This window comes from Nocardiopsis potens DSM 45234, assembly GCF_000341105.1.
Classification (GTDB): Bacteria; Actinomycetota; Actinomycetes; order Streptosporangiales; family Streptosporangiaceae; genus Nocardiopsis_A; species Nocardiopsis_A potens.
The window spans coordinates 1-23,282 of sequence record NZ_ANBB01000079.1 but is presented as its reverse complement, the minus strand read 5'-3'; the positions used below and the strand labels follow the sequence as shown (position 1 = coordinate 23,282).

The following is a 23,282-nucleotide window of genomic DNA, read 5'->3' as shown; positions in this document are numbered from 1 at the left end:
TTCTGCGGCGGAGGCGGGGGTGCTCCGTCCCCGGTCGCGGCGGGATACGGGTGCGCTCCGCCCTCTGCCGCGAAGAGCGGGTGCGCCGACCCGGTCCGGGGCGGGGAGAGGGGAGGCCGACCCGCCGCCCGGGGTGCGGGCGCGCGGGGACGCGCCTCCGCGACGGGGCGGGGACGCGCGGGCGCGGGGACCGGGGTTCACCGGGGGCCGATCGTCCGGTGCCGGTCCAGGGCGGCGTCGATGAGGGCGGAGGCCGCCCCCAGGTAGTCGGCCGGGTCGAGGAGGGCGGCGATCTCCTCTCCCGTGCGCAGGCCGTCCAGGTGCGCGGTGAGCGCCGCGGCCAGGTCGCCGTCGCCGGCGGCGGCCTCGGCGCACGCCCGCTGCACCAGCTCGTGCGCGGGCAGCCGGCCCAGCTGCGGCGCCAGGTCGGTGGCGACCCGCTCGGCCAGCGGGAATCCGCCGGTCAGCTCCAGGTTGCGGCGCATCCGCTCCGGGTCCGGGCGGAGCCGGCGCACCGACTCGGCGAGCCAGGACACCGCCGAACCGGTGCTGCGCAGCAGCCGGTCCAGCGGCTCCCACTCGGCCTGCCAGGCGCCCGCCGCGCGCTGGTGCGGCTGGTGGATCTGCGCGGCGAGCAGCGTCGCGGCCAGCCCCGGGGCCTGCTCGGCGCAGGCGACGGCGGAGACGGCCGCCACCGGGTTGCGCTTGTGCGGCATGGTGGACGACCCGCCCACACCCGCGCCGCCGGCCTCCGCCACCTCGGCCACCTCGGTCTGGGCGAGCAGCGCGATGTCGCCCGCGGCCTTGCCCGCCGCGCCGCTCAGCCGGGCCAGCGCGCCCGCGGCGGAGACCACCGGCCCGCGGTCGGTGTGCCACGGCGGCAGCGGCCGGGCCAGGCCGAGCTCGTCGGCGAAGGCGGCGGCGACCGCGGGGCCGCGGTCGCCGAGCGAGGCCAGGGTGCCCGCGGCCCCGCCGAACTGGGCCCTGGCCCGCTCGCCGGTCTCGGCGAGCACCGCCGCCGCGGCGTCGTCCAGGGCGGCCATCCAGCCCGCGGCGACCAGGCCGAAGGTGGTGGGCAGCGCCTGTTGCAGCAGGGTCCGCCCGGCCATCACCGAGCCGCGGTGCCGCTCGGCCAGTTCGGCCAGCCCGTCGGCGGCCGCGCGGGCCTCGGCGGCGGCCGCCGCGCCGGCCCGGCGGGCCACCAGCATCGCCGCGGTGTCCATGATGTCCTGGCTGGTGGCGCCCTGGTGCACGTGCCGGGCCGCGTCCCCGCCGACCGCCGCGGTCACCGCTTTGACCAGCGGAACCACCGGGTTGGCCGAGGCGGCCGCGGCGCGGCCCAGCTCCTCGGCGTCGAACCGGCGGTCCCGGCAGGCGGCGGTGATCGCCTCGGCGTGCTCCGGCGCGGCCAGCCCGGTGCGCGCCAGCGCCCGGGCCAGTGCGGCCTCGGCGTCGAGCATGGCGCGCAGCCACGCCTCGCCGCCGGTCTCGGCGGCCGCCGGGCCGCGGCCGAACATCCCTGAGAACAGGCCGCTCATGCCGCTCTCGCTCCTCCTCGCTGCTGCTGGTTCCCGCCCGCCCCCGGCGGTGGTCTCGGCGCCGCGGCCCTGCCGAGCCGCGCTGACGGGGCGGCGGCGCCGAGACCACCGGGGAAGGCGGTCAGATGTTGAAGAACACCGTCTCGCCCTCGCCCTGCAGCCGGATGTCGAACCGGTAGCCGTCCTCGGCGGGCTCGGCGACCAGGGTGGCGCGCGCGGCCTCCGAGGCGATCGAGCCGAGCACCGGGTCGGCGGCGTTGGCCTCCGGCTCGTCGGGGAAGTAGATCCGGGTCACCGTGCGGTTCAGCATCCCCCGGGCGAACACCGACACGTCGATGTGCGGGGCCTGCAGGCCCAGGTGGGAGGGGACCGGCCCGGGCTTGAGGGTGTACACGGCGAAGCGGCCCTCGGCGTCGGTCGGGCAGCGGCCGAACCCGCGGAAGCCCGGCCGGGCCACCGCGCCGCGCGGGTCGTCGGGGTGGTCGAACCGGCCGTCCGGGTCGGCCTGCCAGGTCTCCACCAGGCCGTCGCCGATCGGCGCGCCCGCGCCGTCGGTGAGCACCCCGCGGATCCACACGCCGCCGGGGGAGCCCTCGGCCGCGGCGAACGGGCCGTCCGGCCAGGGCAGCCCGATGTGCAGGTAGGGCCCCACGGTCTGGGAGGGGGTGGTCGGCGCCGTCATTCGTCGTCATCCTCCAGCGCGATCTCGTCCTCGAAGACCGTGGACTCGCGGCCGCGCAGCACGATGTCCCACTCGTAGGCCAGTGCCCACTCCTCCTCGGTCGACCCGTAGTCGAACCGGGCGACCAGCCGCTCCCGGGCGTCCGGGTCGGGGATGGAGTTCCACATCGGGTCCTGGAAGAACAGCGGGTCGCCCGGGAAGTACATCTGGGTGACCAGCCGCTGGGTGAAGGCCCGCCCGAACAGCGAGAAGTGGATGTGCGCGGGCCGCCAGGCGTTGTCGTGGTTCCGCCACGGGTAGGCGCCGGGTCGGATCGTGGTGAACCGGTACCGCCCCTGGTCGTCGGTGAGGGTCCGGCCCACCCCGGTGAAGTTGGGGTCCAGCGGGCTGGGCCAGTTGTCGCCGGTGTGCCGGTACCGGCCCCCGGCGTTGGCCTGCCAGATCTCGATCAGGGTGTGCGGGACCGGTGCGCCGTCGCCGTCCCGGACCTGCCCGTGCACGATGATCCGCTGGCCCTGCGGCTCGCCGTCGTGCTGGCGGGTGAGGTCGTTGTCCAGCTCGCCGATCCGGTCCTCGCCCAGCAGTGGCCCGGTGACCTCGGTGAGCAGGTGCGGGAGGACCTTCAGCCGGCGCCGCGGGTGGCGCAGCGCGGTGCTCCGGTAGCCGGGGTAGTCCAGCGGCGGGTGCACCTCGCGGTCGCGCAGGTAGCCGAGGACGGGCGGGGGCGCCGCGGGCGCCTCCGGGGTGAGGGGTTCGCTCATGGTCGGTCCTTGCTCGGGCTGTCTCAAGCGTGCAGTACGACGGCCAGGCCCTGGCCCACGCCGATGCAGATCGCGGCCAGTCCCCAGCCGCCGCCGCGCCGGCGCAGCCCGTGGGCGAGGGTGCCGAGCACCCGGGCCCCGGAGGCGCCGAGCGGGTGGCCGATGGCGATGGCCCCGCCGTCGGGGTTGACGATCTCCGGGTCCAGCCCCTCCCAGCTGCGCAGGCAGGCCAGGGACTGGGCGGCGAAGGCCTCGTTCAGCTCGACCGCGGCCAGGTCGCCCCAGCCGATGCCGGCCCGGCGCAGCGCGATCTCGGCGGCCTGCACCGGGCCGACGCCGAACCGGTGCGGCTCCACCGCGGCGACACCGCGGGAGACGATCCGGGCCAGCGGCTCGCGCCCGGCCGCCCGGGCCGCGTCGCCGTCGCCGATCAGCAGGGCGGCGGCGCCGTCGTTGAGCGGCGAGGCGTTGCCGGCGGTGATGGTGCCCTCGGGGCGGAACGCCGGCTTGAGGGCGGCGAGCTTTTCCGCGGAGGTCTCCCGGATGCTCTCGTCCCGCTCCAGTTCGGCGCCGGGGACCTGGACCACCTCGTCGGCGAAGACGCCCTTCTCCCAGGCCGCGGCGGCGTTGGCGTGGCTGCGCAGCGCGAACGCGTCCTGCTCGGCCCGGCCGATGCCGAACTCCTCGGCGACCTGCTCGGTGCTCTCGCCCAGTGACACGGTCCAGGCGGGGTCCATCCGCGGGTTGACCATCCGCCAGCCCAGGGTGGTGGAGTGCAGCGTCTCGTGGCCGGCGGGGAAGCCCTTGGCGGGCTTGGGCAGCACCCACGGGGCGCGGCTCATCGACTCCACGCCGCCGGCCAGCACCAGCGAGGCGTCGCCGACGGCCACCGCCCGGTTGGCCGCGATGGCGGCCTCCAGCCCGGAGCCGCAGAGCCGGTTGAGCGTCGCGCCGGGCACCGTCACCGGGAGCCCGGCGAGCAGCGCCGCCATCCGGGCGACGTTGCGGTTGTCCTCCCCGGCGCCGTTGGCGTCGCCGAAGTAGACGTCGTCGATCGCGGCCGGGTCGAGGCCGGGGGAGCGGTCCACCAGGGCCCGGACCACGTGCGCCGCGAGGTCGTCGGGGCGGGTCCCGGACAGCGCGCCGCCGTACTTGCCGAAGGGGGTGCGGACCGCGTCGATGACGTACGCGTCGCCGGTCATCGGGTTCCCTGCCTTCCGTCGTGGGTGGGGGGCGTGCGGCCGGTGAGCGAGCGCAGCACGGCCAGCTCGTGCGGGTCGGGGGCGGGCGTGGTGCGCAGGTCGGCGGAGACGGCCAGGTCCCAGCCGGTGGCCTCGCGGACCTGCTGCACGGTGGTGCCGGGGTGCACGCTGGTCAGGGTCAGCTCGCGGGTGCGGGGGTCGGGCTCCAGCACGCCCAGGTCGGTGATGACCCGGGTGGGGCCGGCGCCGCGCAGCCCGAGCCGCTCCCGGTCGCCGGGGCCGGAGCCGTGCCCGACCGAGGTGGTGAAGTCGACCGACTCGACGAAGGCCCGCCGGCTCTGCCGGACGATCACCACCACCTCGCGGCAGTTCGCGGCGATCTCCGGGGCGCCGCCGGCCCCGGGCAGCCGGACCTTCGGTGCGCCGTAGTCGCCGATGACGGTGGTGTTGATGTTGCCGTACCGGTCGATCTGCGCGGCGCCGAGGAAGCCGGTGTCGATCCGGCCGGGCTGCAGCCAGTAGTTGAACACCTCGGGGACCGAGACCACGGTGTCGGCGGTCTCGGCGAGCTCGCCGTCGCCGATGGAGAGCGGCAGCACCGAGGGGGTGGCGCCCAGGGTGCCCGACTCGTAGATCATCCACAGGCCGGGCGCGTGCGTGCGGCGCGCCAGGTTCGCCGCGGTGCTGGGCAGGCCGATCCCGACGAAGCAGGCGGAGCCGTCGCGCAGCGCGCGGGACGCGGTGACGGTCATCATCTCGTCGGAGGTGCAGGCGGGCGCCTCCGCGGCCGCGGACGTCATGCGCTCTCCTTCGCAGCGGAGCCCTCGCGGGCCGGGGGGAGGCCGTGGATCTCGGTGCGCAGCCATTCGGCGAACCGCTCGCGGTCCCGGCTGATCGCGTCCCAGGCCTGGTAGGCGTCGTTGTCGCGGACGTAGTAGCCGTGCGTGTAGGAGGGGCGGGCGCCGCCGGGGACCACCGAGACGGCGGTGACCACCCGGGAGGGGAGCAGCACCTGGCCGGGGACCGGCTCCAGCTCGTCGACCACCTCCTCGACGGTGACCAGGGCGCGCGAGGAGGCCAGGACGGCCTCCTTCTGCACCCCGGTGATGCCCCACATCTGCACGTTCCCGGCCCGGTCGGCGCGCTGGGCGTGCACGATCGCCACGTCCGGGTTGAGCGCGGGGACCGCGGTCAGCTCCTCGCCGGTGAAGGGGCAGCTGATCGCCTTGACGTTGGGGGTGCGCCCGACCAGGTCGGTGCCGGTGTAGCCGCGCAGCACCGCGAACGGCAGCCCGGAGGCGCCGGCGACGTAGCGGTTGGCCATCCCGGCATGGCTGTGCTCCTCGATCTCCAGCGGGGCCGGCCAGCCGCCGGCGACCGCGTCGCGGAACCGGTGCAGCGACCCCACCCCGGGGTTCCCGCCCCAGGAGAAGACCAGTTTGCGCGCGCACCCCGCGCCGATCATCCGGTCGTAGACGACGTCGGGGGTCATCCGCACCAGGGTGAGGTCGCGGATCCCCTGCCGGATGATCTCGTGCCCCGCCTCCACGGGGATCAGGTGGGTGAACCCCTCCAGCGCGACCGTGTCCCCGTCGCGGACGAGTTCGCGGACGCCCTCGTCGAGCGGCACGAGCATGCGCCCTCCTCTGTGTCCGGCCGATGTGTTCGGATAGCGAACCATTGTTCTTACTGCGAACGTGATGTGGCAGACGTTACTTCCGTCCGACGATCCGGTCAAGGGAGCCCCGGGGCCGCGGCGGGCCCCGGGGCGGAGTGGGGAGGGGAGGGGGAGCGGGCGGTGCGGGGCGCGCCCGCCGGCGCGTCAGGCCCCCTGGGAGCCGCCGATCCGGGTGGCGATCTCCAGGTCGGCCTCGATTCGGGCGATGGTGGCCAGCAGCGGGGGGAGCAGGTCGGTGCGGAGGCCGCGCAGCGTGGTGCGGTCGGCGGGGGCGGAGACGTTGGCGGCGGCGATCACCCGGCCGTCGCGGTCCCGGATGGGGGCCGCGACGGAGCGCAGGCCCTCCTCCAGCTCCTGGTCGATGATGGCCCAGCCCTGGTCGCGGATCCGGTCCAGTTCGGCGCGGAGCTCGGCGGGGTCGGTGAGGGTGTGCCGGGTGAGCGCGGGCAGCTCCGCCCGCTCCAGGTGGGCGTCGATCTCGGCGGGCGGGCGGGAGGCCAGCAGCACCCTGCCCATGGAGGTGTAGCAGGCGGGGAAGCGGGTGCCCACGCTGATCGCCACCCGCATGATGCGCGAGGTCGCGGCGCGGGCCACGTAGACCACCGAGTCGCCGTCGAGCACCGAGACCGAGGAGGACTCGCGGACCTCGGCGGCGAGCGCCTGCAGGTGCGGCTGGGCGACCTCGGGCAGGCCGGCCGCGGACAGGTAGGCGTAGCCCAGTTCCAGCACCCGGGGGGTGAGCGCGAACAGCCGCCCGTCGGAGCGGACGTAGCCGAGGTCGGTCAGGGTGAGCAGGAAGCGGCGCGCGGCGGCCCGGGTCAGCCCGGTGGCGCGGGCCGCGTCGCTGAGCGTCATCTCCGGCCGCTCGGCGGAGAAGGCGCGGATCACCGCCAGCCCCCGCTCCAGGGACTGCACGTAGTGGTCGCCGCGCGCCGACTGCGCGGATCCCTCGGTATCGGTCATGCGTTCCCTTCCTGTTCACCGCGATGTTCTCATACCGAACAGGGGTGCGGCAGGCGACGGAGAAGTTACCGCCGAGGATCGCTGTTTTTCTGATTTGTCTGATTCTGGGGTGTTTGTGGTGCAGTGGGGCTGATCGTGTCGATTATCAGTTAATGGGGGTTTTTCTGGGTCGATTCGTCGGGTGAATCGCGAAGAAAAACGGGTTTTCGTTCGGGCTTGACGGGGCATAGGGAATCAATTACGTTCGCTTTTTGAACTCTCGTTCGGAAAACGAACATTTTCGGATCCGGGGTGGAGTGCGACGTGCCCCCCGGCACCCCTCCCTCCGCGGCTCTCCACCCCTCCACCCCCTTCCCCAAGGAGACCCGATGCCTCGCAGACTCCTCACCGGGGCCTGTGCCGTTCTGCTGGCCGTCGGAGCCAGCGCCTGCGGCGGCAGCGACACGGAGACCACCGAGGGCGGCCTGACGAAGATCACCGTCGGCGCCATCCCCATCGTCGACGTCGCCCCCCTCCACCTCGGCATCGACCAGGGGTACTTCGAGACCCAGGGCCTCGAGGTCGAAGTGAAGAACACCAGCGGCGGCGCGCAGGCCGTCCCCGGTGTGGTCAGCGGCGATTTCGACTTCGCCTTCGGCAACGTCACCTCGCTGCTGGTGGCCCGCGACTCCGGGCTGCCGGTGCAGACCGTCGCCAACGGAGTCTCCTCCACCGGCAAGGAGGGCGAGGACTTCGGTGCCATCGTCGTCCCCGAGGGCAGCGACATCAAGAGCGCCAAGGACCTCGCCGGCGCCAAGGTCGCGGTCAACAACCTGAAGAACATCGGCGACACCACGGTCCGCAACTCGGTCCGCACCGACGGCGGCGACCCGAGCAACATCCAGTTCACCGAGCTGCCCTTCCCGGACATGCCGGCCGCGCTGGAGAAGAAGGAGGTCGACGCCGCCTGGGTGGTCGAGCCCTTCCTCACCACCGCGCTGGACGGCGGCGCCACCGAGATCGCCTCCAACTTCGTCGACGCCCACGAGCAGCTCACCGTCGCGGTCTACTTCACCACCGAGGAGACCGCGAAGAAGGACCCCGAGCTGGTCGAGAAGTTCGTGACCGCGATGAACCACTCGCTCTCCTACGCCGAGTCCAACCCGGAGGAGGTCCGCCGCATCCTCGGCACCTACACCGAGATGGACCAGCAGCTCATCGAGGACATCCGGCTGCCCGCCTTCCCGCCGGACAGCAGCATCGACTCCGTGCAGACCATCGGGGACATGATGAAGGAAGACGGCCTCATCAAGGAGGACCCGCAGGTCTCCGAGCTCTTCCCGGGACGGGCATGACCGCCCCCTCGGCACCCGCCGGGGCCGCCTCCGCGGCCCCGGCCGCACCGCCCCCGCCCGCGAAGAAGTCCCCTCCGCGGCCCCGCCGCCGGCTCCCCGGCGGCGACGCGCTGCTGGGCACCGGCGGCGTGCTCGCCTTCCTGCTGATCTGGGAGATCGTCCCGCGGACCCCCCTGGTCTCCGCCGACTACCTCCCGCCCGCCTCGGAGGTGCTGGCCACCCTGGCCGAGCGCACCGCGACGGCGAAGTTCTGGACCGCCGTCGGCGACACCCTCGCCGCCTGGGGCCTGGGCCTGGCCATCGCGGTCGGCGCCGCCGTCCTGCTCGGCTTCGCCATCGGAACGGTGCCGGTGCTGCGCGCCTACACCGCCTCCACCGTGGAGTTCCTCCGCCCCATCCCCTCGGTCGCGCTGATCCCGCTGGCGATCCTGATCTACGGCACCGACATCGCCTCCACCCTGATGCTCGTCATCTACGCGGCGTTCTGGCAGGTCTACGTCCAGGTGCTGTACGGCGTCGCCGACATCGACCCGGTCGCCGACCAGACCGCCCGCGCCTACGGGCTGGGCCGGTGGGCGCGGATCCGCCACCTCATCTGGCCGACGGCCCTGCCCTACCTGATCACCGGGGTGCGGCTGGGGGCGGCCGTCGCGCTCATCCTGACCATCACCGCCCAGCTCACCATCGGCAGCCCCGGCCTGGGACAGGAGATCGCCGTGGCCCAGTCGAGCGGCGCACCGGACGTCGTCTACGCGCTCATCGTCGCCACCGGCATCCTGGGCGTCGCGGTCAACACCGGCGTGCGCGCCCTGGAGCGGCGCGTACTGCGCTGGCACCCCTCCGTCCGAGGGGAGGCCGCCGTATGACCGCGGCCACCACCGGCCGCACCGCGGCCCCCGCCGGCCGGCTGCTCCGGCTGCCCAAGGCGCTGCTCCGGGTGCTGCTGCTGCCCGCCGTGCTCATCGCCGTGTGGTGGTGGGCCTCGGCGACCTCCGGCAGCTACTACATGCCCACCCCCGACGTGATCGTGCAGACCTTCGGCGAGGTGTGGACCGCCGAGCGGTTCACCGTCGACGTGCTCCCCAGCGTCGGCCTGCTGCTCACCGGATACGCCCTGGCCGCCGTGATCGGCGTCGGCCTCGGCCTGCCGCTCGGCATGTCGCCGAAGCTGCGCGCGCTGGTCGAACCGGTCCTGGAGTTCCTCCGCGCGATCCCGCCGCCGGTCCTGGTGCCGCTGCTGATGCTGCTCATCGGCCTGGACTCGTCGATGCGCGCCGCCGTCATCGTCTCCGGCTGCGTGTGGCCGGTGCTGCTCAACACCATCGAGGGCGTCCGCGCGGTCGACCCGGTCCTCGCCGACACCTGCCGCGTCTACCGGATCCGCGGCCGCCGCCGGCTCACCACCCTGGTGCTCCGCTCGGCCAGCCCGCAGATCATGGCCGGCCTGCGCCAGGCGCTCTCCCTCGCGATCATCCTCATGGTGATCAGCGAGATGTTCGCCAGCTCCAGCGGCCTGGGCTTCGCCATCGTCCAGTTCCAGCGCAGCTTCGCCATCCCGGAGATGTGGAGCGGGATCATCCTGCTCGGCCTGCTCGGCGTCCTGCTGTCCGTGCTCTTCGCCCTGGTGGAGCGGAAGGCGCTGGGCTGGTACCGGGGCGTGCGGGCGGCGTCGAGAGGCGAATGACCCGACCCGCGCGCCGCCCCGGCCGCCGGCCCGGCGCACGCCGGGCCCTCCCTCCCGCCCCCCCCCCCCGCTCCGGCGGGGCGCCGCGGACCCGACCGGTCCGCGGTACCCCGCCCCACCGCCCGACCCCCCTCCCCGACCAGCAGATGTAAGGGGTCCACATGCTCGACGTGACCGGACTGCGCAAGATCTACCGCGGCGGCGACCGCGAGGTCGAGGCCGTCCGCGACCTCACCTTCTCCCTCGCGGACGGGGAGCTGGCCTGCCTGGTCGGCCCCTCCGGATGCGGCAAGACCACCCTGCTCAAGTGCATCTCCGGGCTGATGCGGCCCACCTCGGGCACGGTCCGGGTGGACGGCCGCGAGGTCACCGGGCCGCCGCCGGGCATGGCCGTGGTCTTCCAGGAGTACGGGCGCAGCCTCTTCCCCTGGCTCACCGTGCAGGACAACGTCGAACTCCCGCTCAAGGAGAAGCGCCTGCCCAAGGCGCGCCGGAAGAAGCTGGTCACCGAATCGCTGGAGGCCGTCGGGCTCGGCCACGCCGCGTCCGCCCACCCCTGGGAGCTCTCCGGCGGCATGCAGCAGCGGGTCGCCATCGCCCGCGCCATCGCCTACGAGCCGAGCGTGCTGCTGATGGACGAGCCGTTCGCCGCGGTCGACGCCCAGACCCGCGCCGACCTGGAGGACCTGGTCCGCGGGCTGTGGAAGCGGTTCTCCATGACCGTGCTGTTCGTGACGCACGACATCGACGAGGCGGTCTACCTCGGCGGGCGGGTCCTGGTGCTCTCCTCCTCGCCCACCGTGGTCCAGGACGACGTCGAGATCGACCTGGGGGACGAGCGCGACCAGCTGTCCACCCGCTCCGAGCCGCGCTTCGCCGAACTCCGCGCGCGGGTCTACGCCGAGATCCAGAACGCCAAGCAGGGCGCGGCCGCCGGAGGTGCGGGCCGATGACCGACCGGTCGCAGCAGACCCCCACCGTCCGGGACGCGGCGCTGCAGACGCTCCGCGAGTACGGGCTGACCACCGTCTTCGCCAACCCCGGCTCCACCGAGGTCGCCTTCCTCGCCGACCTGCCCGGCGACATCGAGTTCGTGCTCGCGCTGCACGAGGGCTCGGTGGTGGGCATGGCCACCGGGTGGGCCCTGGCCCGCCGCCGCCCGGCACTGGTGCAGCTGCACACCACCGCCGGGCTCGGCAACGCGGTCGGCGCCCTGGCCACCGCCCGCGCCAACCGCGCCCCGCTGGTCGTCCTCGTCGGCCAGCAGGACCGCCGCCACCTCGCCCTGGAGCCGTTCCTCACCGGCCGGCTGCGCGACCTGGCCGGCGACTACCCGGTGTGGACCGAGGAGCCCGCGGTCCCCCAGGAGGTCCCCGGCGCGATCGCCCGCGCCCACCACGAGGCCGAGCAGGGCAAGGGCCCCGCGATCGTCATCGTCCCCCAGGGCGACTGGGGCGAGCCCGCCGACACCGGCAGGCCCCGCTCCGCCGCCGAGCGGGTGGTCCGCTCCGCCGCCGCCGACCCGGCCGCCGTCGACGGCCTGGCCCGCCTCCTCGACGAGGCCTCCGCGCCCGCCCTGGTGGTCGGCGCCGGCGCCGACGGGGAGGAGGAGTGGGCCGCGCTCACCGCCCTCGCCGAGCGCCTCGGCACCCCCGTGTACCAGGAGAGCTTCGGCGCCCGCGCCGGGTTCCCCCAGGACCACCCGCTGTTCGCCGGCTTCCTCCCGGCGGACCGCCCCCGGCTGCGCGAGGCCCTCGCCCCCTACGACGCGGTGCTCGCCGTGGGCGCCCCGGTGTTCCGCCAGTACCCCTACTTCGACGGGCCGCTGGCCGAGCCGGGCACCCGCATCGCGGTGCTCACCGACGACCCCGCCGAGGCGCACCGCAGCCCGGTCGAACTGGCCGTGCTGGCGCCGGTCGCCCCGGCCGTGCGGCTGCTCGCCGACCGGGTCCGCCCGCGCACCCCCGCGCCCGCCCCCGCCGCCCCGGCCCCCGCCGCCGAGCAGCAGGTCTACGGCCCCGAAGGGCTGCGCCCCGCGCACGTGCTGGCGGCGCTCGCCGCCCGCATCGACCCGGACACCGTGCTCGTCGAGGAGACCCCCTCCAGCCGGCCCGACCTGCACCGGCTCGTCCCGGCCCGGCGCCCGATGGGCTTCCTCTCCGCCGCCATGGGCGGCCTGGGCTTCGCGCTGCCCGCCGCCACCGGGGTGCGGATGGCCGCCCCGGACCGCCCGGTGGTCGCGGTGGTCGGCGACGGCTCCTCGCTCTACCAGGTCCAGGCGCTGTGGAGCGCCGCCCGGTACGGCGCCGGCGTCTGCTTCCTGGTGCTGTCCAACAAGCGCTACGCCATCATGGACCGCCTGGCCGACGCCCGCGGCGGCAAGCCGCCCTGGCCCGACTTCTCCCAGGTGTCGCTCGCCGCGCTCGCCCGCGGCCTGGGCTGCCCGGCGCGCACCGCCGCCACCGCCGAGGAACTGGACGCCGCCCTCGACGAGATCGTGCCCACCCTGCGCGACCGCACCGAGCCGGTCCTGCTCGACGTCGCGGTCGACTCCAACGCCGACATCGCCTTCCGCCCCTGACCGCGCCCGCGCGCATCCCCCGAACCGACCCTGAGGAGGCACCCATGCCCCTGCTCGAATCGCAGGAATGGCACGGCAACGTGTTCACCGGCGCCTGGACCGCGGCCCGCGGCGGCGACGCCCCGGTGACCGCCCCGGCCACCGGCGCCGAACTGGCCCGGATCGGCAGCGCCGCCGCCGAGGACGTGACCGCGTCGGCGGAGGCCGCCGCCGGCGCCCAGCGCGCCTGGGCCGCGGCCTCCTTCGAGGAGCGCGCGGCGGTGCTCCGCCGCGCCGGGGCGCTCTTCGAGGAGCACGCCGAGGAGATCGCCGGCTGGCTGGTCCGCGAGGCCGGCTCGGCCCGCGGCAAGGCCGCCTTCGAGACGCACCTGGCCGTCACCGAGGCCTACGAGTGCGCCGCGCTCGCCTCCCAGCCCGCCGGCGAGGTGCTGCGCAGCGCCCGCCCCCGGCTCAGCCTGGCCCGCAGGGTGCCGGTCGGCGTGGTCGGCGTCATCGCCCCGTTCAACTTCCCGCTCATCCTCGGCCTGCGCTCGGTCGCCCCGGCGCTGGCGCTGGGCAACGCCGTCGTGCTCAAGCCGGACCCGCGCACCGCGGTCTGCGGCGGCGCGGTGATCGCCGAGGTGTTCCGCAAGGCCGGGCTGCCCGAGGGCGTGCTGCACGTGCTGCCCGGCGGCGCGCAGGCGGGGGAGCGGCTGGTCACCGACCCGCGGGTGCGGGTCATCTCGTTCACCGGCTCCACCGCGGCCGGGCGCCGGGTCGGCGAGGCCGCCGGCCGCCACCTCAAGCGCGCCCACCTGGAGCTCGGCGGGAACTCCCCGCTGATCGTGCTGGACGACGCCGACGTGGAGCGGGCCGCCTCCGCCGGCGCCTGGGGCTCCTTCCTGCACCAGGGCCAGATCTGCATGACCACCGGCCGGCACCTGGTGCACTCCGCCGTCGCCGACGCCTACGCGGAGCGGCTCGCCGCCAAGGCCGAGGCGCTGCACGTCGGCGACCCGGAGAAGGAGGAGGGCGCGCTCGGCCCGCTGATCGACGAGGGCCAGCGCGACCGGGTGCACGACCTGGTGCGGCGGAGCGCCGAGGCGGGCGCGCGGGTGCTCGCCGGCGGCACCTACGACGGCCTGTTCTACCGGCCCACCGTGCTGGACCGGGTCGGCCCGGACGCCCCCGCCTACGCCGAGGAGGTGTTCGGCCCGGTCGCCCCCATCGTCCGGTTCGACACCCTGGACGAGGCCGCGGAGCTCGCCGCACAGGGCGAGTACGGGCTCTCCCTGGGCATCCTCACCGGCAACCCGATGCGCGGCCTGGAACTGGCCGACCGCATCCCCTCCGGCCTGGTGCACATCAACGACCAGACCGTGGACGACGAGGCGGTGGCCCCCTTCGGCGGGGTCGGCGCCTCCGGCACCGGCTCCCGGTTCGGCGGGACCACCGCCAACGTCGAGGCCTTCACCGAGACCCAGTGGGTCACCATGCAGGCCGAGATCGAGCGGTACCCGTTCTGAGACCGGGCCCGCCGGGCGGCGCGGCACCAGGGCGGACGCACCCCGCCCGCCGCCCGGCTCACCCCTTCTCCGCCCCGGCCGCCAGGCCGGACACCAGCAGCCGCTGGGCCAGCAGGAACCCGGCCACCACCGGCACGGTGATCGCGATCGACCCGGCCATCAGCACCGGGGCGGGCACCGCGAAGTCGGCCAGCCGGGCGACGCCCAGCGACACCGTCCACCGCTCCCGGTCGGCGACCAGGAACAGCAGCGCGAACAGGTACTCGTTCCAGGCGATCAGGAACACGTAGAGCGCGGTCGCGGCGACCCCCGGCACCGCCATCGGCAGCACCACCCGCACGATGACCTGCAGCCGGTTGCAGCCGTCGACCTCCGCGGCCTCCTCCACCCCGGCGGGCACCGCCTGCAGGTACCCGCGCAGCATGTACAGCGCCACCGGGACGGTCTGCGCCATGTACACCAGCACCAGCCCCGGCAGCGACCCCGCCAGCCCGGCCCGGCCGAGCAGCACGAACAGCGGGACCGCCAGCACGATCCCGGGGAGCAGGTAGACCGCCAGGAAGAACCCGCCGACCGCGTCCCGGCCGAAGAACCGCAGCCGCACCGCCGCGTAGGCGCCCAGCACGCTGCAGGCCACCGCCAGCACGGTGGTCCACCCCGCCACCGCCAGCGAGTTCCGCATGAACCGGGCCAGCCCGAACCCGCCGTCCTCCTCATCGGCCAGCGCCCTCGGGTAGGCGGACAGGTCCGCGCCGCCGGGGGAGGGCGGCGCCAGCGGGTCGGCGACCACCGACGCGAACGGGCGGACCGACAGCACCGCCCCGTAGAGCAGCGGGCCCGCCGCCGCGGCCGCCGCGGCGGCGATCACCGCGACCCGCAGCACCGCCAGCACCCGCCGCTCCACCGAGGACCGGTCCCACCTCCTCCGGGCGTGCGGAGAGCGCGCTCTCCGGGCGCCCCGGCCCGGCCGCGGGCCCGGTCCGCGCCGCCCGGTCAAAGCCGCCCCCTGTACACCGCCCGCAGGTACCCGGCGAGCGGCAGGCTCAGCGCCAGCGCCATCAGCACCCCCAGCGCGGCCGCGGTCCCCAGGTCCGCGCGGACCGCCAGCTCCTGGTAGACCCGGACCGCCACCACCTCGGTGCCGCCCGCCCCGCCGGTCAGCAGATAAACGTCGTTGAAGTTCTGGAACGACCAGATGAACCGGAGCACCGCCAGCACTCCCAGCACCCCGGCCAGCTGCGGCAGCAGCACGTGCCGGAACACCTGCACCGGCGAGGCGCCGTCCACCACCGCCGCCTCCTCCGTTTCGCGCGGCACCGCCTGCAGCCGCGCGGTGATGAACAGGAAGGCCAGCGGGAACGACTTCCACACCTCGAAGGCGACGACCGTGCACAGCGCCACCGGGACCGGCACCCCCGCGACCTCCGCCTCGCCCAGGGTGAGGAAGGAGACCGGCGCCTCCCAGCCGAGGAACCGCCGCCCGATCTCGTTGACCGCCCCGTACTGCGGGTTGAGCAGCGTGGTCCAGATGGTCGTCCCCGCCACCACCGGCAGGGCGTAGGGCACCAGCATCAGCGCGCGCAGCGCCCCGCGCCCGGGGAAGGGCCGGCGCAGGGCGAGCGCCACCACCAGCCCCGCCGCCAGCGAACCGGCGGTGGTCAGTACCGCGTAGGCCACGGTGGTGCGCACCGCCGCCCAGAACCCCGGCCCGGACAGCACCCGGGCGAAGTTGTCCAGGGTGAAGCCCAGATCCGACAGGGAGAGCGAGCGGATCTCGATCAGCCGCAGGTCCTGCACGGACAGCACCAGCACCGCGGCCATCGGCAGCACCACCACCCCGCCGACCACCAGCAGCGTCGGCGCCACCAGCAGCCGGCCGTGCAGCTCCTCCCGGCGCCGCCGCCCGGTCCTCCGCCGGAAGGCCCGCCGGCCCGCGGCCCGCCCGCCGCCGCCCTCAGCGGAGGCCCGCCGGCCCGCGGCCCCTCCCGCCCGTCTCCCGCCGCCGCCCGCGGCGAGGGCGCTCCAGGACACCGCTCCCCCTTCCCGCCTCCCGGTTCACTCGATCTCGGCCTGGACGGCGCGGGCGTCGTCGGCCATGCTCCGGGCCACCTCGGCCGGCGGGGCGCCGCCGAACAGCGGCCCCACGTCCCGGGAGAGGGTGTTCTGCGAGGCCAGCGCCCCGGCGAAGGCGGCGTGCCGGGTGCCGAACCCCCACCGGCGGAAGGCCTGGGCGCTCTCCGCGATGTCGCGCACGGTCGCCTCGTCGTAGAAGTCGGAGAGCGGGGCGCGGGTCGCGTCGTCCTCCCCGGCCGGCAGCTCGGCCCAGGCCCGGGTGTAGGCCTCGGGGTCGTCCGGGGTGCCGGTCCGCATCGGGATCCGGCCCTCCGGGGAGACCGCGAGCACCTCGGTGTAGGCGGGGCCCAGCAGGTACTCGACGAACCGCCGGGCCGCGGCGGTGTCCGCGCCGCGCGGCACCCCCAGGTTGAGGGTGAGTCCGTACTGGGCGGCCGACCCGTTCGGGGTGCGCAGCGCGCCCACCGCCGCGGAGCGCTCGGCCAGGAACGCCGGGTCGCCGGCGCACTCCTCGCAGGTGGGCGGGAAGTCCGGGGCCAGCCCGGCGAGCTCGTCGAAGATGTGCGACCCCCAGAACAGCATCGCCGCGTCCCCGGCGAGGTAGGCGGCGCGGGTCGTCTCCACGTCCTGGTCGCCGGGGACCGACGCGCCGGCCATCCGGGCGTACTTCTCCAGCGCGCCGACGCACTCCGGGGTCTCCAGCGCCACCGCCCCGGTGCCGTCCACCAGCTCGCACCCGCCGGCGAGCAGCACCGCCTCCAGGGTCTGGGTGGTGAACGGGTCGCCCGGGGCGGTGCCGAGCACGATCCCGGCCCGGCCGCCGGAGTCCAGCACCTCGGCGGCCTGGGCGACGTCGGCGAGCGTCTCCGGCGGGTCGAGCCCGGCCTCCTCGAACAGGTCGGTCCGGTAGACGAGGACCTGGCCCCAGCCGTCGCTGGGCACCGCCACCGGGCCGCCGTCCAGCGTCACCATGTCCACGGCGCGGCCGCTGAACGTCGACGGGCCCAGCGCCTCGATCACCTCGGCGGGCACCTCGGTGTCCAGCAGCCCCTGGTCGTGCCAGGCGGAGGCCTGGTCGGGCGCGATCAGCGCCACGTCGGGCACGTTCCCGGAGACCGCCCCGCTGACCATGCTCTGGTTCTGGTCCGCGGCGGACATCGGGACCACCTCCACCTCGATCCCGGTCTCCTCGGTGAACGCGCGGGCGGTGGCCTCCTGCTGGGCCAGCCGGTCCGGCGTCACGTGCGGGGTCCAGAACACCAGGGCGCCGTCCCCGCCGTCCTCCTGCGCCCTGCAACCGGCGGAGAGCAGCAGGGCGGCGCAGAGCGCGGCGCAGGGGACGGCGCGGGCGGCGCGGCTCGTCAGGGCGGACACCGGCGGCCCCCTTCGGCGGCGGAGGGCGGGGCGGCGGCCCGGAGCACCCCCGCCGACGGCGGCAGCGGCAGCGGGCGGCCCTCCAGGGCGGCGAGCGCGGCCAGCACGGTCGCCCCGGTCAGCGCCAGCGGGGCGACCGCGGCCGGGCGGCCGTCCGCGGTGACCTTCTCCGGAAGCGACCCGAGCCGGGTGCGCCGCGCCGCCAGCCAGTCCAGCAGCTCCTCGGCCAGCGCCCGCTCCCCGGAGCACGCGGCGGTCAGCGCGAACAGCGACACCTGCGGGGTCCACGCGGTCACCGGGTCCGGCCAGTCCTCCCCGGGCCGGACCCCGCCGTTGGCGGTGCGCAGCGCCGACACGGCCCGCAGCCAGGAGGAGTGCGGCCCGGACCGCGCCGGCGCGAACGGCGGCAGCAGGAAGGCGACCGAGGCGTCGAGGCCGGGGGAGTCCGGGTCGCGCGGGTGGCCCAGCGGCGCGAAGCGCCGCTCGATCCCGCCCTCCAGGGCCGCGGCGGCCTCCGCCGCCGAGGCCGCGGCCGCCCTGTCCCGGCCGCGGAACAGGTCCGCGGCGCAGCGCGCGCCGAGCAGCAGCGGCGCGGCGGTGCCCAGGGTCACCGCCGGGGTCCGCTTCTCCCAGTAGTCCGCGGAGGCGCGGGGCAGGCCGGGCTCGGGGCCGCGGGCCAGCGCCCCGAGCACGATCGACAGGGCGGCCCGGGCGAGCGGCTCGATCCGCGGCCAGCCGGGCTCCCCGACGGCCACCGCCCCCCTCGCCCGCGGCCCGATGGCACCCTCGGCGGAGGCCCTCCGGGACACGGCCCCCCGCGCCCAGCACCACACCGCCCACAGCACCCAGCCGGCGCCGTCGAGCTGGACGCCCCGGCCGTCGGGCACCCGGCCGGAGCCGTCCGGCAGGTACCGGGCGTCCCACGGCCGGTCCCTGGGCAGCACCCGGGCGAGGTAGGCCAGCACACGCGCGGCCTCGCCGCCCAGGCCGCACAGGTGCAGCGCGACCGCGCAGTAGGAGGCGTCCCGCGGCCACACGTACCGCCAGTGCGGGCTGGACGCCGCCACCATCGCCCCGTCGGCCGCGCCGCCCCGGAACATCAGCGTCCGGATGTCGATGAGGGCGGTGCGCGCCATCTCCTCCCACCGGGTCCCGACCCCGGGGAGGCGCGCCCGGGCCAGCACGGTCCGCTCCTCGGACACGGCGTCCGGCGTCGCGGCGGCGGCGCCGTCCGGCGCGCCCCCCGGTTCGGCCAGCCCGGTCCCGGGCACCCGCTCCGCCGCCGAATGCGGCGGCACCGTGACCGGGCCGCCCCGGGCGCCGAGCACCGCCCCGTCGGCGTACAGCCGCGTCTCCGGCGACCACGCGGTGCCGCGTACCCCCAGCTCCTCCTCGGGCATCGGGACCCCCTCGCCTTCTCCCCCCGATGCTCCCCGCTTCCCGCCGCCGAGGCCAGACCCGGCGCCCGGCGCGTCTTCCCTGACCAGGGGGCGTATCGGTGCGGACCGGGCGCGGAGCGCGCCCCGGGGCGACGAGCCCGGCGCCGCGGGGGCGCCGGAGCGCCCTGATACCCCCGCACCGTCGAGGTCATCGGGGGAGGGGCGCTAACCTGGCCGCCATGGAGCGCCCCTACACGATCCTGAGCTGCGCTGTCTCACTCGACGGGTACATCGACGACGCGAGCCCCGAGCGGCTGCGGCTGTCCAGTGCCGAGGACTTCGACGAGGTGGACGCGGTGCGCGCGGAGTGCGACGCGATCATGGTCGGGGCCGGGACGGTGCGCAAGGACAACCCGCGCCTGCTGGTCCGCTCCGAGGAGCGGCGGCTGCGGCGCAGGGCCGAGGGGCGCACCGGGGACCTGCTGAAGGCGGTGCTCAGCGAGAGCGGAAAGCTCGACCCGGCCGCGCGCTTCTTCACCACCGGCGACGCCGGGAAGGTCGTCTACACCGGCTCCCCCGCCTACCCCGCGGCCGAGCAGCGCTTCCTGCGCGCCCCCGGGGTGGAGGTGGTGGACGCCGGGGACCCGGTCGGGCTCCGCGCCGTCCTGGTCGACCTGGCGGGGCGCGGGGTGCGGCGGCTCATGGTGGAGGGCGGGACCCGGGTCCACACCCGGTTCCTCACCGAGGGGCTCGCCGACGAGCTCCGGCTGGCGGTCGCCCCGTTCTTCGTCGGCGACGCCACCGCCCCCAGGTTCACCGGCCCGGGGGTGTTCGCCGACGGGCCGGGCGCCCCGCTCCGCCTGGAGCGGGTCCGCGAGGTCGGCGGGATGGCGGTGCTGCACTACCGCGCCGACCGCACTGACCGCCCCGACCACGCCGACCCGGGGGGCCGGGAGAGCCGGCCCGGGAAAGGGGAGCGGTGAGCGCGCGAGGCGGCGGACCGCGGCAGGGCCGCCCGGCGGAGGCGGCCGGCCCCGGTAGAGAAGGGACGCGGCCCGACGGGTCTCCGTCGGAGGAGGCGGGGGGCGACCGGGACCGCGCCGTGCTCCGCCGCGCCATCGGGCTCTCCCGGCTCTGCCCGCCCTCGGAGACCGCGTTCTCGGTGGGCGCCGTCGTCTGCGACGCCGACGGCCGGATCATCGCCGAGGGGTACTCGCGCAGGGACGACCCGCACGACCACGCCGAGGAGGTCGCGCTGCGCGCCCTGGCCCCGGACGACCCGCGGCTGGCCGGCGCCGTGCTCTACACCTCGCTGGAGCCGTGCGGCCGCCGCGCCTCCCGGCCCCGCCCGTGCGCCGAGCTGATCCTGGGCACGCCCATCCCGCGGATCGTCTACGCCTGGCACGAGCCGGCGCTGTTCGCCGCCGGCGGCGGAGCCGAGCGCCTCGCCGCGGCCGGCCGCACCGTCGTCGAACTCCCCGACCTGGCCGAAGAGGCCCGCGCGGTCAACGCACACCTGCTCGGCCAGGAGGGGTGACCCCGGGCGGGTGATCCCGCGCGGACGAGCCCGGGCGCGGGCGGGGCCCCGGGTCAGTCCCGGCACAGCGACCGCACGGCCGCCCCGTCCCGCACCTCGGGAACGTCCCGGTACCCGTCCACCAGGCCCGCCAGGACGCCCGCTCGGAGGCCCCCGCCCACGCGGAGCAGGAGGCCCCGTCCGCGGTGGTGCACACCGCGACCGCTTCAGCGCAGAGGTACCCCGCCTCCACCGCCTCCGGGGGCGGCCGGACGCGCACCCATGCGACGTCCCCGCGCCGTTCGATCGCGCGCAGCCGCTCGGCCGGCACCGCGATCGGCGGGCGCCCGTACCCCCACCGGCCGGGGGCGATGGACTCCTCGTCGGTGTCGCCGGCGAAGAACTCGTCCAGGGTGAGCAGGGGCATCGGCCCGTCCTCACCGGTGCGCGCGATGACGTCGGCGGCGGAGATCACACGGGACCGATCGTCCCGGCCCTTGAGCGAGCGGTCGTGCCGCCCCTCTCCGAAGGCGCCCGGCGGGGCGGCTAGACGCGCGGGTCGGGGCGGAGGACCTCGTCCAGGGCGCGGCCCTCGGCGCGGGCCGGCGGGTCGGCGCCGAGCAGGCGGGCGATGGTCGGGGCGACGTCGATGGTGCGCGGGGCGTCCGGGCGGGCGCCCGGGACGACGCCGGCCCCGGACAGCACCAGCGGCGCGGCCGCCTCGCGCAGGCTCGCGTGCCCGCCCCGCTCGGTGCCGTCCAGGTCGGCGGGGTCGATGAAGGCGTACGGCGGGCGGGCGTCCACGGCCAGGTCGCCCTCGTCGGGGGCGGCCCCCATCGCGTCCAGCTCGGCCCGGTCGTACACCCCTTCCAGCACGTTCAGGCCGCGCAGCACCCGCTCGACCCGGTCCCGGCCGGCGGGCTGGGCGGCGGCGCCGCGCAGGTAGACGTTGGCCGCGCGCGGGCTCGCGGTGAGCACCACCTCGGTGCCGGGGGCCGGCGCCTGCCCGGAGTGGAGCCGCTGTGCGGAGAACCCGGCGTCGGAGAGCGCGCCGAGCACCGCGGGCTCCAGCGACTCGGTGTAGCCGGTCATCCCGTGGTCGGAGGCGAACACGAAGACGGCCCGCCGCTCCAGCCCGGCCCGGCGGACCGCGGCGGCGATCCGGCCCAGGCCGGCGTCCAGCTCGGACAGGGCCGCCGGGATGCGCGGCGAGGACGGCCCCTCCTCGTGCCCGATCGCGTCCGCGTCGGCGGCGTAGGCGGCGATGAGGTCGGGGACCCGGGGCAGCCGCACCGGCCCGCCGTCGGCCCGGACCGGCTCGCCGAGCAGCGCGGCCACCGCGGCGTCGACGTTCTCCTCCCAGGTCTCGCCCTGGACGTAGAGCGCTTCGGGGTCGTCGCGGTCGGCGCCCTTGCCCTCGACGATGTACCAGCCCGCGGAGAGCAGGGTGCGCCCCTGCCGGCGCAGCGCCTGGAACAGCGTCTCGGCGTGCAGCGCGCGGCTCTGCCCCCGCGCCTTCCCGGTGCCGGGGTCCAGCACGTAGGCGGTGTTGAGGTGCACCGCGGGCCGGGCGCCGGTGGCCAGGCCGGCCCGGTTGGGGTTGGACACCGCCTTGTAGGTGCCGGACGCGACGGCGCGCACCCCCCGCTCCGCCAGGGCGTGCAGCGCGGGCATCCGCCCGGCCAGGTGCAGGTCCAGGTAGCAGGGGTCCACCCCGTCCCAGTCGACCAGGATCACCGGGCCGGGCGGGTGCCCGTCGGCCGCGGCGGCGCCGGCCCGGGCGACGGCCAGCACCGCCAGGGCCCCGGCCGCCGCGGCGGTCGCCGCCCCTCGCGCGATGAACGCTCTCCGGTGCAGGTGGTTCGGCACGTGCGGGCTCCCAGCGGGCGGCCGTGGTTCGGACGGGGCGATGGTAACCCCGCGCCCTCCGGGCGGCGGCCCACCGGGACGGCCCCGCGTGTCGGTCCCCGTGTGCCGGGCTCCGCACGCGCCGCGGGTGCCCCGCCGCCGATGATCTTGACGTCGCTGCCGTCTCGAAGCCGGTGGTTTCCAGTGCCTGTTGCAAGGCCGCCCACCACAGAGGAGAGGAAGGGGGCGGCCGGTCGGTCGGGTGCGGCGCCCCGCGGAGCGGAGGTCAAGACGGGCGGCGACGGCGCCGGTAGGGGCGGGGCGGAGGTGGTCGCCCGGGCGCGGCGCCCCACGGGGCGGGGGTTCAAGCGGGCGGCGAGGGCGGTGGTGGGGGGCCGGCCGGTCGGTCGGGTGCGGCGCCCCGCAGAGCGAAGGTCAAGACGGGCGGCGACGGCGCAGGTAGGGGCGGGGCGGGGGTGGTCGCCCGGGCGCGGCGCCCCACGGGGCGGGGTTCAAGCGGGCGGCGAGGGCGGTGGTGGGGGACCGGCCGGTCGGTCGGGTGCGGCAGAGCAGGGTGGGAGTGGTCGGGACGGGCCGGGGGGGCGGGGCGCCGTTCCCGCGTCGCCCGGGTGCCGTTGCCGGCCGTCTCTGAAACCGCCGCCCCTCCCTGACCTGGGTGAATACGCAGGGTGATGGCGGGGCGGGGTGCCCTGCGCACCGCGAGAGCACCCCGGTGATTCCTGGGCGCGCATCCCGGCCCGGATCGGGCCTCCCGGGGCCCGAATCGCCCTGATCGGGCCGGTGATCGGGGGTTGGAGCCGCCCGGAAGACCGGGAGGCGGGGGCCGAACCCCGGGCAGGGGCGGCACGGGGGCGAGATGTCGCTTTCGTCCTCCGGGGAGGCCCTGCTTCAACGACTCTGGGTGACCGGCGAGGGGGCGGTGGGGGCCTGGGGGCTTACTACTCGCTGGTAGATGTAATCGGGGTGCCGCCGAGGTGCGCAGGGCGCCCCCGCCCCCGCCTGCCCCCTGTCGTGAACCGGGCATAGGGGGATAAGGCCCCCTGGTGGGCGCGTGCGGGCCCGCCCGCACCCACCAGGGCGCCCCTTCCCCCGCCCCTCCCCGATGATCTTGACGTTGCGGGGGGTATCAGAGCGCTCTGATAC

Annotated in this window: 20 protein-coding genes; 8 read left to right on the top strand and 12 right to left on the bottom strand. The window is 76.3% G+C overall.

Annotation, left to right across the window (positions count from 1 at the left end; all coding sequences use genetic code 11):
* Positions 1-197: 197 nt before the first annotated feature.
* The 7 genes from D459_RS0127830 to D459_RS0127800 form a co-directional block, all read right to left on the bottom strand.
* A complete protein-coding gene (locus D459_RS0127830; protein WP_017596274.1) occupies positions 198-1,538 on the bottom strand; it encodes a lyase family protein in 1,341 nt (446 codons plus the stop codon).
* Between the two features lie 121 nt (positions 1,539-1,659).
* Positions 1,660-2,220 (bottom strand): protocatechuate 3,4-dioxygenase subunit alpha, encoded by a 561-nt coding sequence (gene pcaG / locus D459_RS0127825; protein ID WP_017596273.1) that lies wholly within the window; start codon positions 2,218-2,220, stop codon positions 1,660-1,662.
* Positions 2,217-2,981 carry a protocatechuate 3,4-dioxygenase subunit beta gene (pcaH, locus tag D459_RS0127820; RefSeq protein ID WP_017596272.1) on the bottom strand — a complete coding sequence of 255 codons (765 nt, stop codon included), beginning with the start codon at positions 2,979-2,981 and terminating at the stop codon, positions 2,217-2,219. Before pcaH ends, pcaG begins: the two co-directional genes overlap by 4 nt.
* Before the next feature lie 23 nt (positions 2,982-3,004).
* Positions 3,005-4,183, bottom strand: a complete 1,179-nt coding sequence (locus D459_RS0127815; protein WP_017596271.1) for a thiolase family protein — start codon at positions 4,181-4,183, stop codon at positions 3,005-3,007.
* Positions 4,180-4,983 (bottom strand): CoA-transferase subunit beta, encoded by an 804-nt coding sequence (locus tag D459_RS0127810; protein WP_017596270.1) that lies wholly within the window; start codon positions 4,981-4,983, stop codon positions 4,180-4,182. The genes D459_RS0127815 and D459_RS0127810 overlap by 4 nt, the downstream gene beginning before the upstream one ends.
* Positions 4,980-5,819, bottom strand: coding sequence for a CoA transferase subunit A (locus D459_RS0127805; protein ID WP_017596269.1), 840 nt, complete (start codon positions 5,817-5,819; stop codon positions 4,980-4,982). The genes D459_RS0127810 and D459_RS0127805 overlap by 4 nt, the downstream gene beginning before the upstream one ends.
* Before the next feature lie 186 nt (positions 5,820-6,005).
* On the bottom strand, positions 6,006-6,824 hold the full coding sequence (locus tag D459_RS0127800) for an IclR family transcriptional regulator domain-containing protein (RefSeq protein ID WP_017596268.1): 819 nt from the start codon (positions 6,822-6,824) through the stop codon (positions 6,006-6,008).
* Between the two features lie 368 nt (positions 6,825-7,192).
* Between D459_RS0127800 and D459_RS0127795 the strand changes: the two genes are divergently transcribed.
* From D459_RS0127795 to D459_RS0127770, 6 genes are all read left to right on the top strand, one after another.
* Complete coding sequence (locus tag D459_RS0127795) at positions 7,193-8,158, top strand: ABC transporter substrate-binding protein (protein WP_017596267.1); 966 nt, start codon at positions 7,193-7,195, stop codon at positions 8,156-8,158.
* Positions 8,155-9,024, top strand: a complete 870-nt coding sequence (locus D459_RS0127790) for an ABC transporter permease (RefSeq protein ID WP_017596266.1) — start codon at positions 8,155-8,157, stop codon at positions 9,022-9,024. Before D459_RS0127795 ends, D459_RS0127790 begins: the two co-directional genes overlap by 4 nt.
* Positions 9,021-9,842, top strand: a complete 822-nt coding sequence (locus D459_RS0127785) for an ABC transporter permease (protein WP_017596265.1) — start codon at positions 9,021-9,023, stop codon at positions 9,840-9,842. The genes D459_RS0127790 and D459_RS0127785 overlap by 4 nt, the downstream gene beginning before the upstream one ends.
* Positions 9,843-10,003: 161 nt before the next feature.
* Positions 10,004-10,795 (top strand): ABC transporter ATP-binding protein, encoded by a 792-nt coding sequence (locus D459_RS0127780; RefSeq protein WP_017596264.1) that lies wholly within the window; start codon positions 10,004-10,006, stop codon positions 10,793-10,795.
* Complete coding sequence (locus tag D459_RS0127775) at positions 10,792-12,423, top strand: thiamine pyrophosphate-dependent enzyme (protein WP_017596263.1); 1,632 nt, start codon at positions 10,792-10,794, stop codon at positions 12,421-12,423. Before D459_RS0127780 ends, D459_RS0127775 begins: the two co-directional genes overlap by 4 nt.
* A gap of 44 nt (positions 12,424-12,467) precedes the next feature.
* Positions 12,468-13,928 carry a benzaldehyde dehydrogenase gene (locus D459_RS0127770; RefSeq protein ID WP_017596262.1) on the top strand — a complete coding sequence of 487 codons (1,461 nt, stop codon included), beginning with the start codon at positions 12,468-12,470 and terminating at the stop codon, positions 13,926-13,928.
* Between the two features lie 58 nt (positions 13,929-13,986).
* Here D459_RS0127770 and D459_RS0127765 read toward each other — a convergent pair whose 3' ends face one another.
* From D459_RS0127765 to D459_RS0127750, 4 genes are all read right to left on the bottom strand, one after another.
* A complete protein-coding gene (locus D459_RS0127765; protein WP_017596261.1) occupies positions 13,987-14,832 on the bottom strand; it encodes a carbohydrate ABC transporter permease in 846 nt (281 codons plus the stop codon).
* Between the two features lie 89 nt (positions 14,833-14,921).
* The gene (locus D459_RS0127760; RefSeq protein WP_017596260.1) at positions 14,922-15,959 is read right to left on the bottom strand and encodes a carbohydrate ABC transporter permease; all 1,038 of its coding nucleotides are present in this window, start codon (positions 15,957-15,959) and stop codon (positions 14,922-14,924) included.
* A gap of 24 nt (positions 15,960-15,983) precedes the next feature.
* Complete coding sequence (locus tag D459_RS0127755) at positions 15,984-17,375, bottom strand: ABC transporter substrate-binding protein (protein WP_017596259.1); 1,392 nt, start codon at positions 17,373-17,375, stop codon at positions 15,984-15,986.
* Positions 17,363-18,775, bottom strand: coding sequence for a glycoside hydrolase family 15 protein (locus D459_RS0127750; protein WP_017596258.1), 1,413 nt, complete (start codon positions 18,773-18,775; stop codon positions 17,363-17,365). The genes D459_RS0127755 and D459_RS0127750 overlap by 13 nt, the downstream gene beginning before the upstream one ends.
* Before the next feature lie 218 nt (positions 18,776-18,993).
* Here D459_RS0127750 and D459_RS0127745 point away from each other — a divergent pair, with 218 nt between their 5' ends.
* The gene (locus tag D459_RS0127745; protein ID WP_017596257.1) at positions 18,994-19,737 is read left to right on the top strand and encodes a RibD family protein; all 744 of its coding nucleotides are present in this window, start codon (positions 18,994-18,996) and stop codon (positions 19,735-19,737) included.
* Between the two features lie 119 nt (positions 19,738-19,856).
* Positions 19,857-20,291 (top strand): deaminase, encoded by a 435-nt coding sequence (locus D459_RS0127740; RefSeq protein WP_017596256.1) that lies wholly within the window; start codon positions 19,857-19,859, stop codon positions 20,289-20,291.
* Between the two features lie 525 nt (positions 20,292-20,816).
* Here D459_RS0127740 and D459_RS0127730 read toward each other — a convergent pair.
* A complete protein-coding gene (locus D459_RS0127730) occupies positions 20,817-22,139 on the bottom strand; it encodes an alkaline phosphatase family protein (RefSeq protein WP_017596254.1) in 1,323 nt (440 codons plus the stop codon).
* Between the last annotated feature and the right edge of the window lie 1,143 nt (positions 22,140-23,282).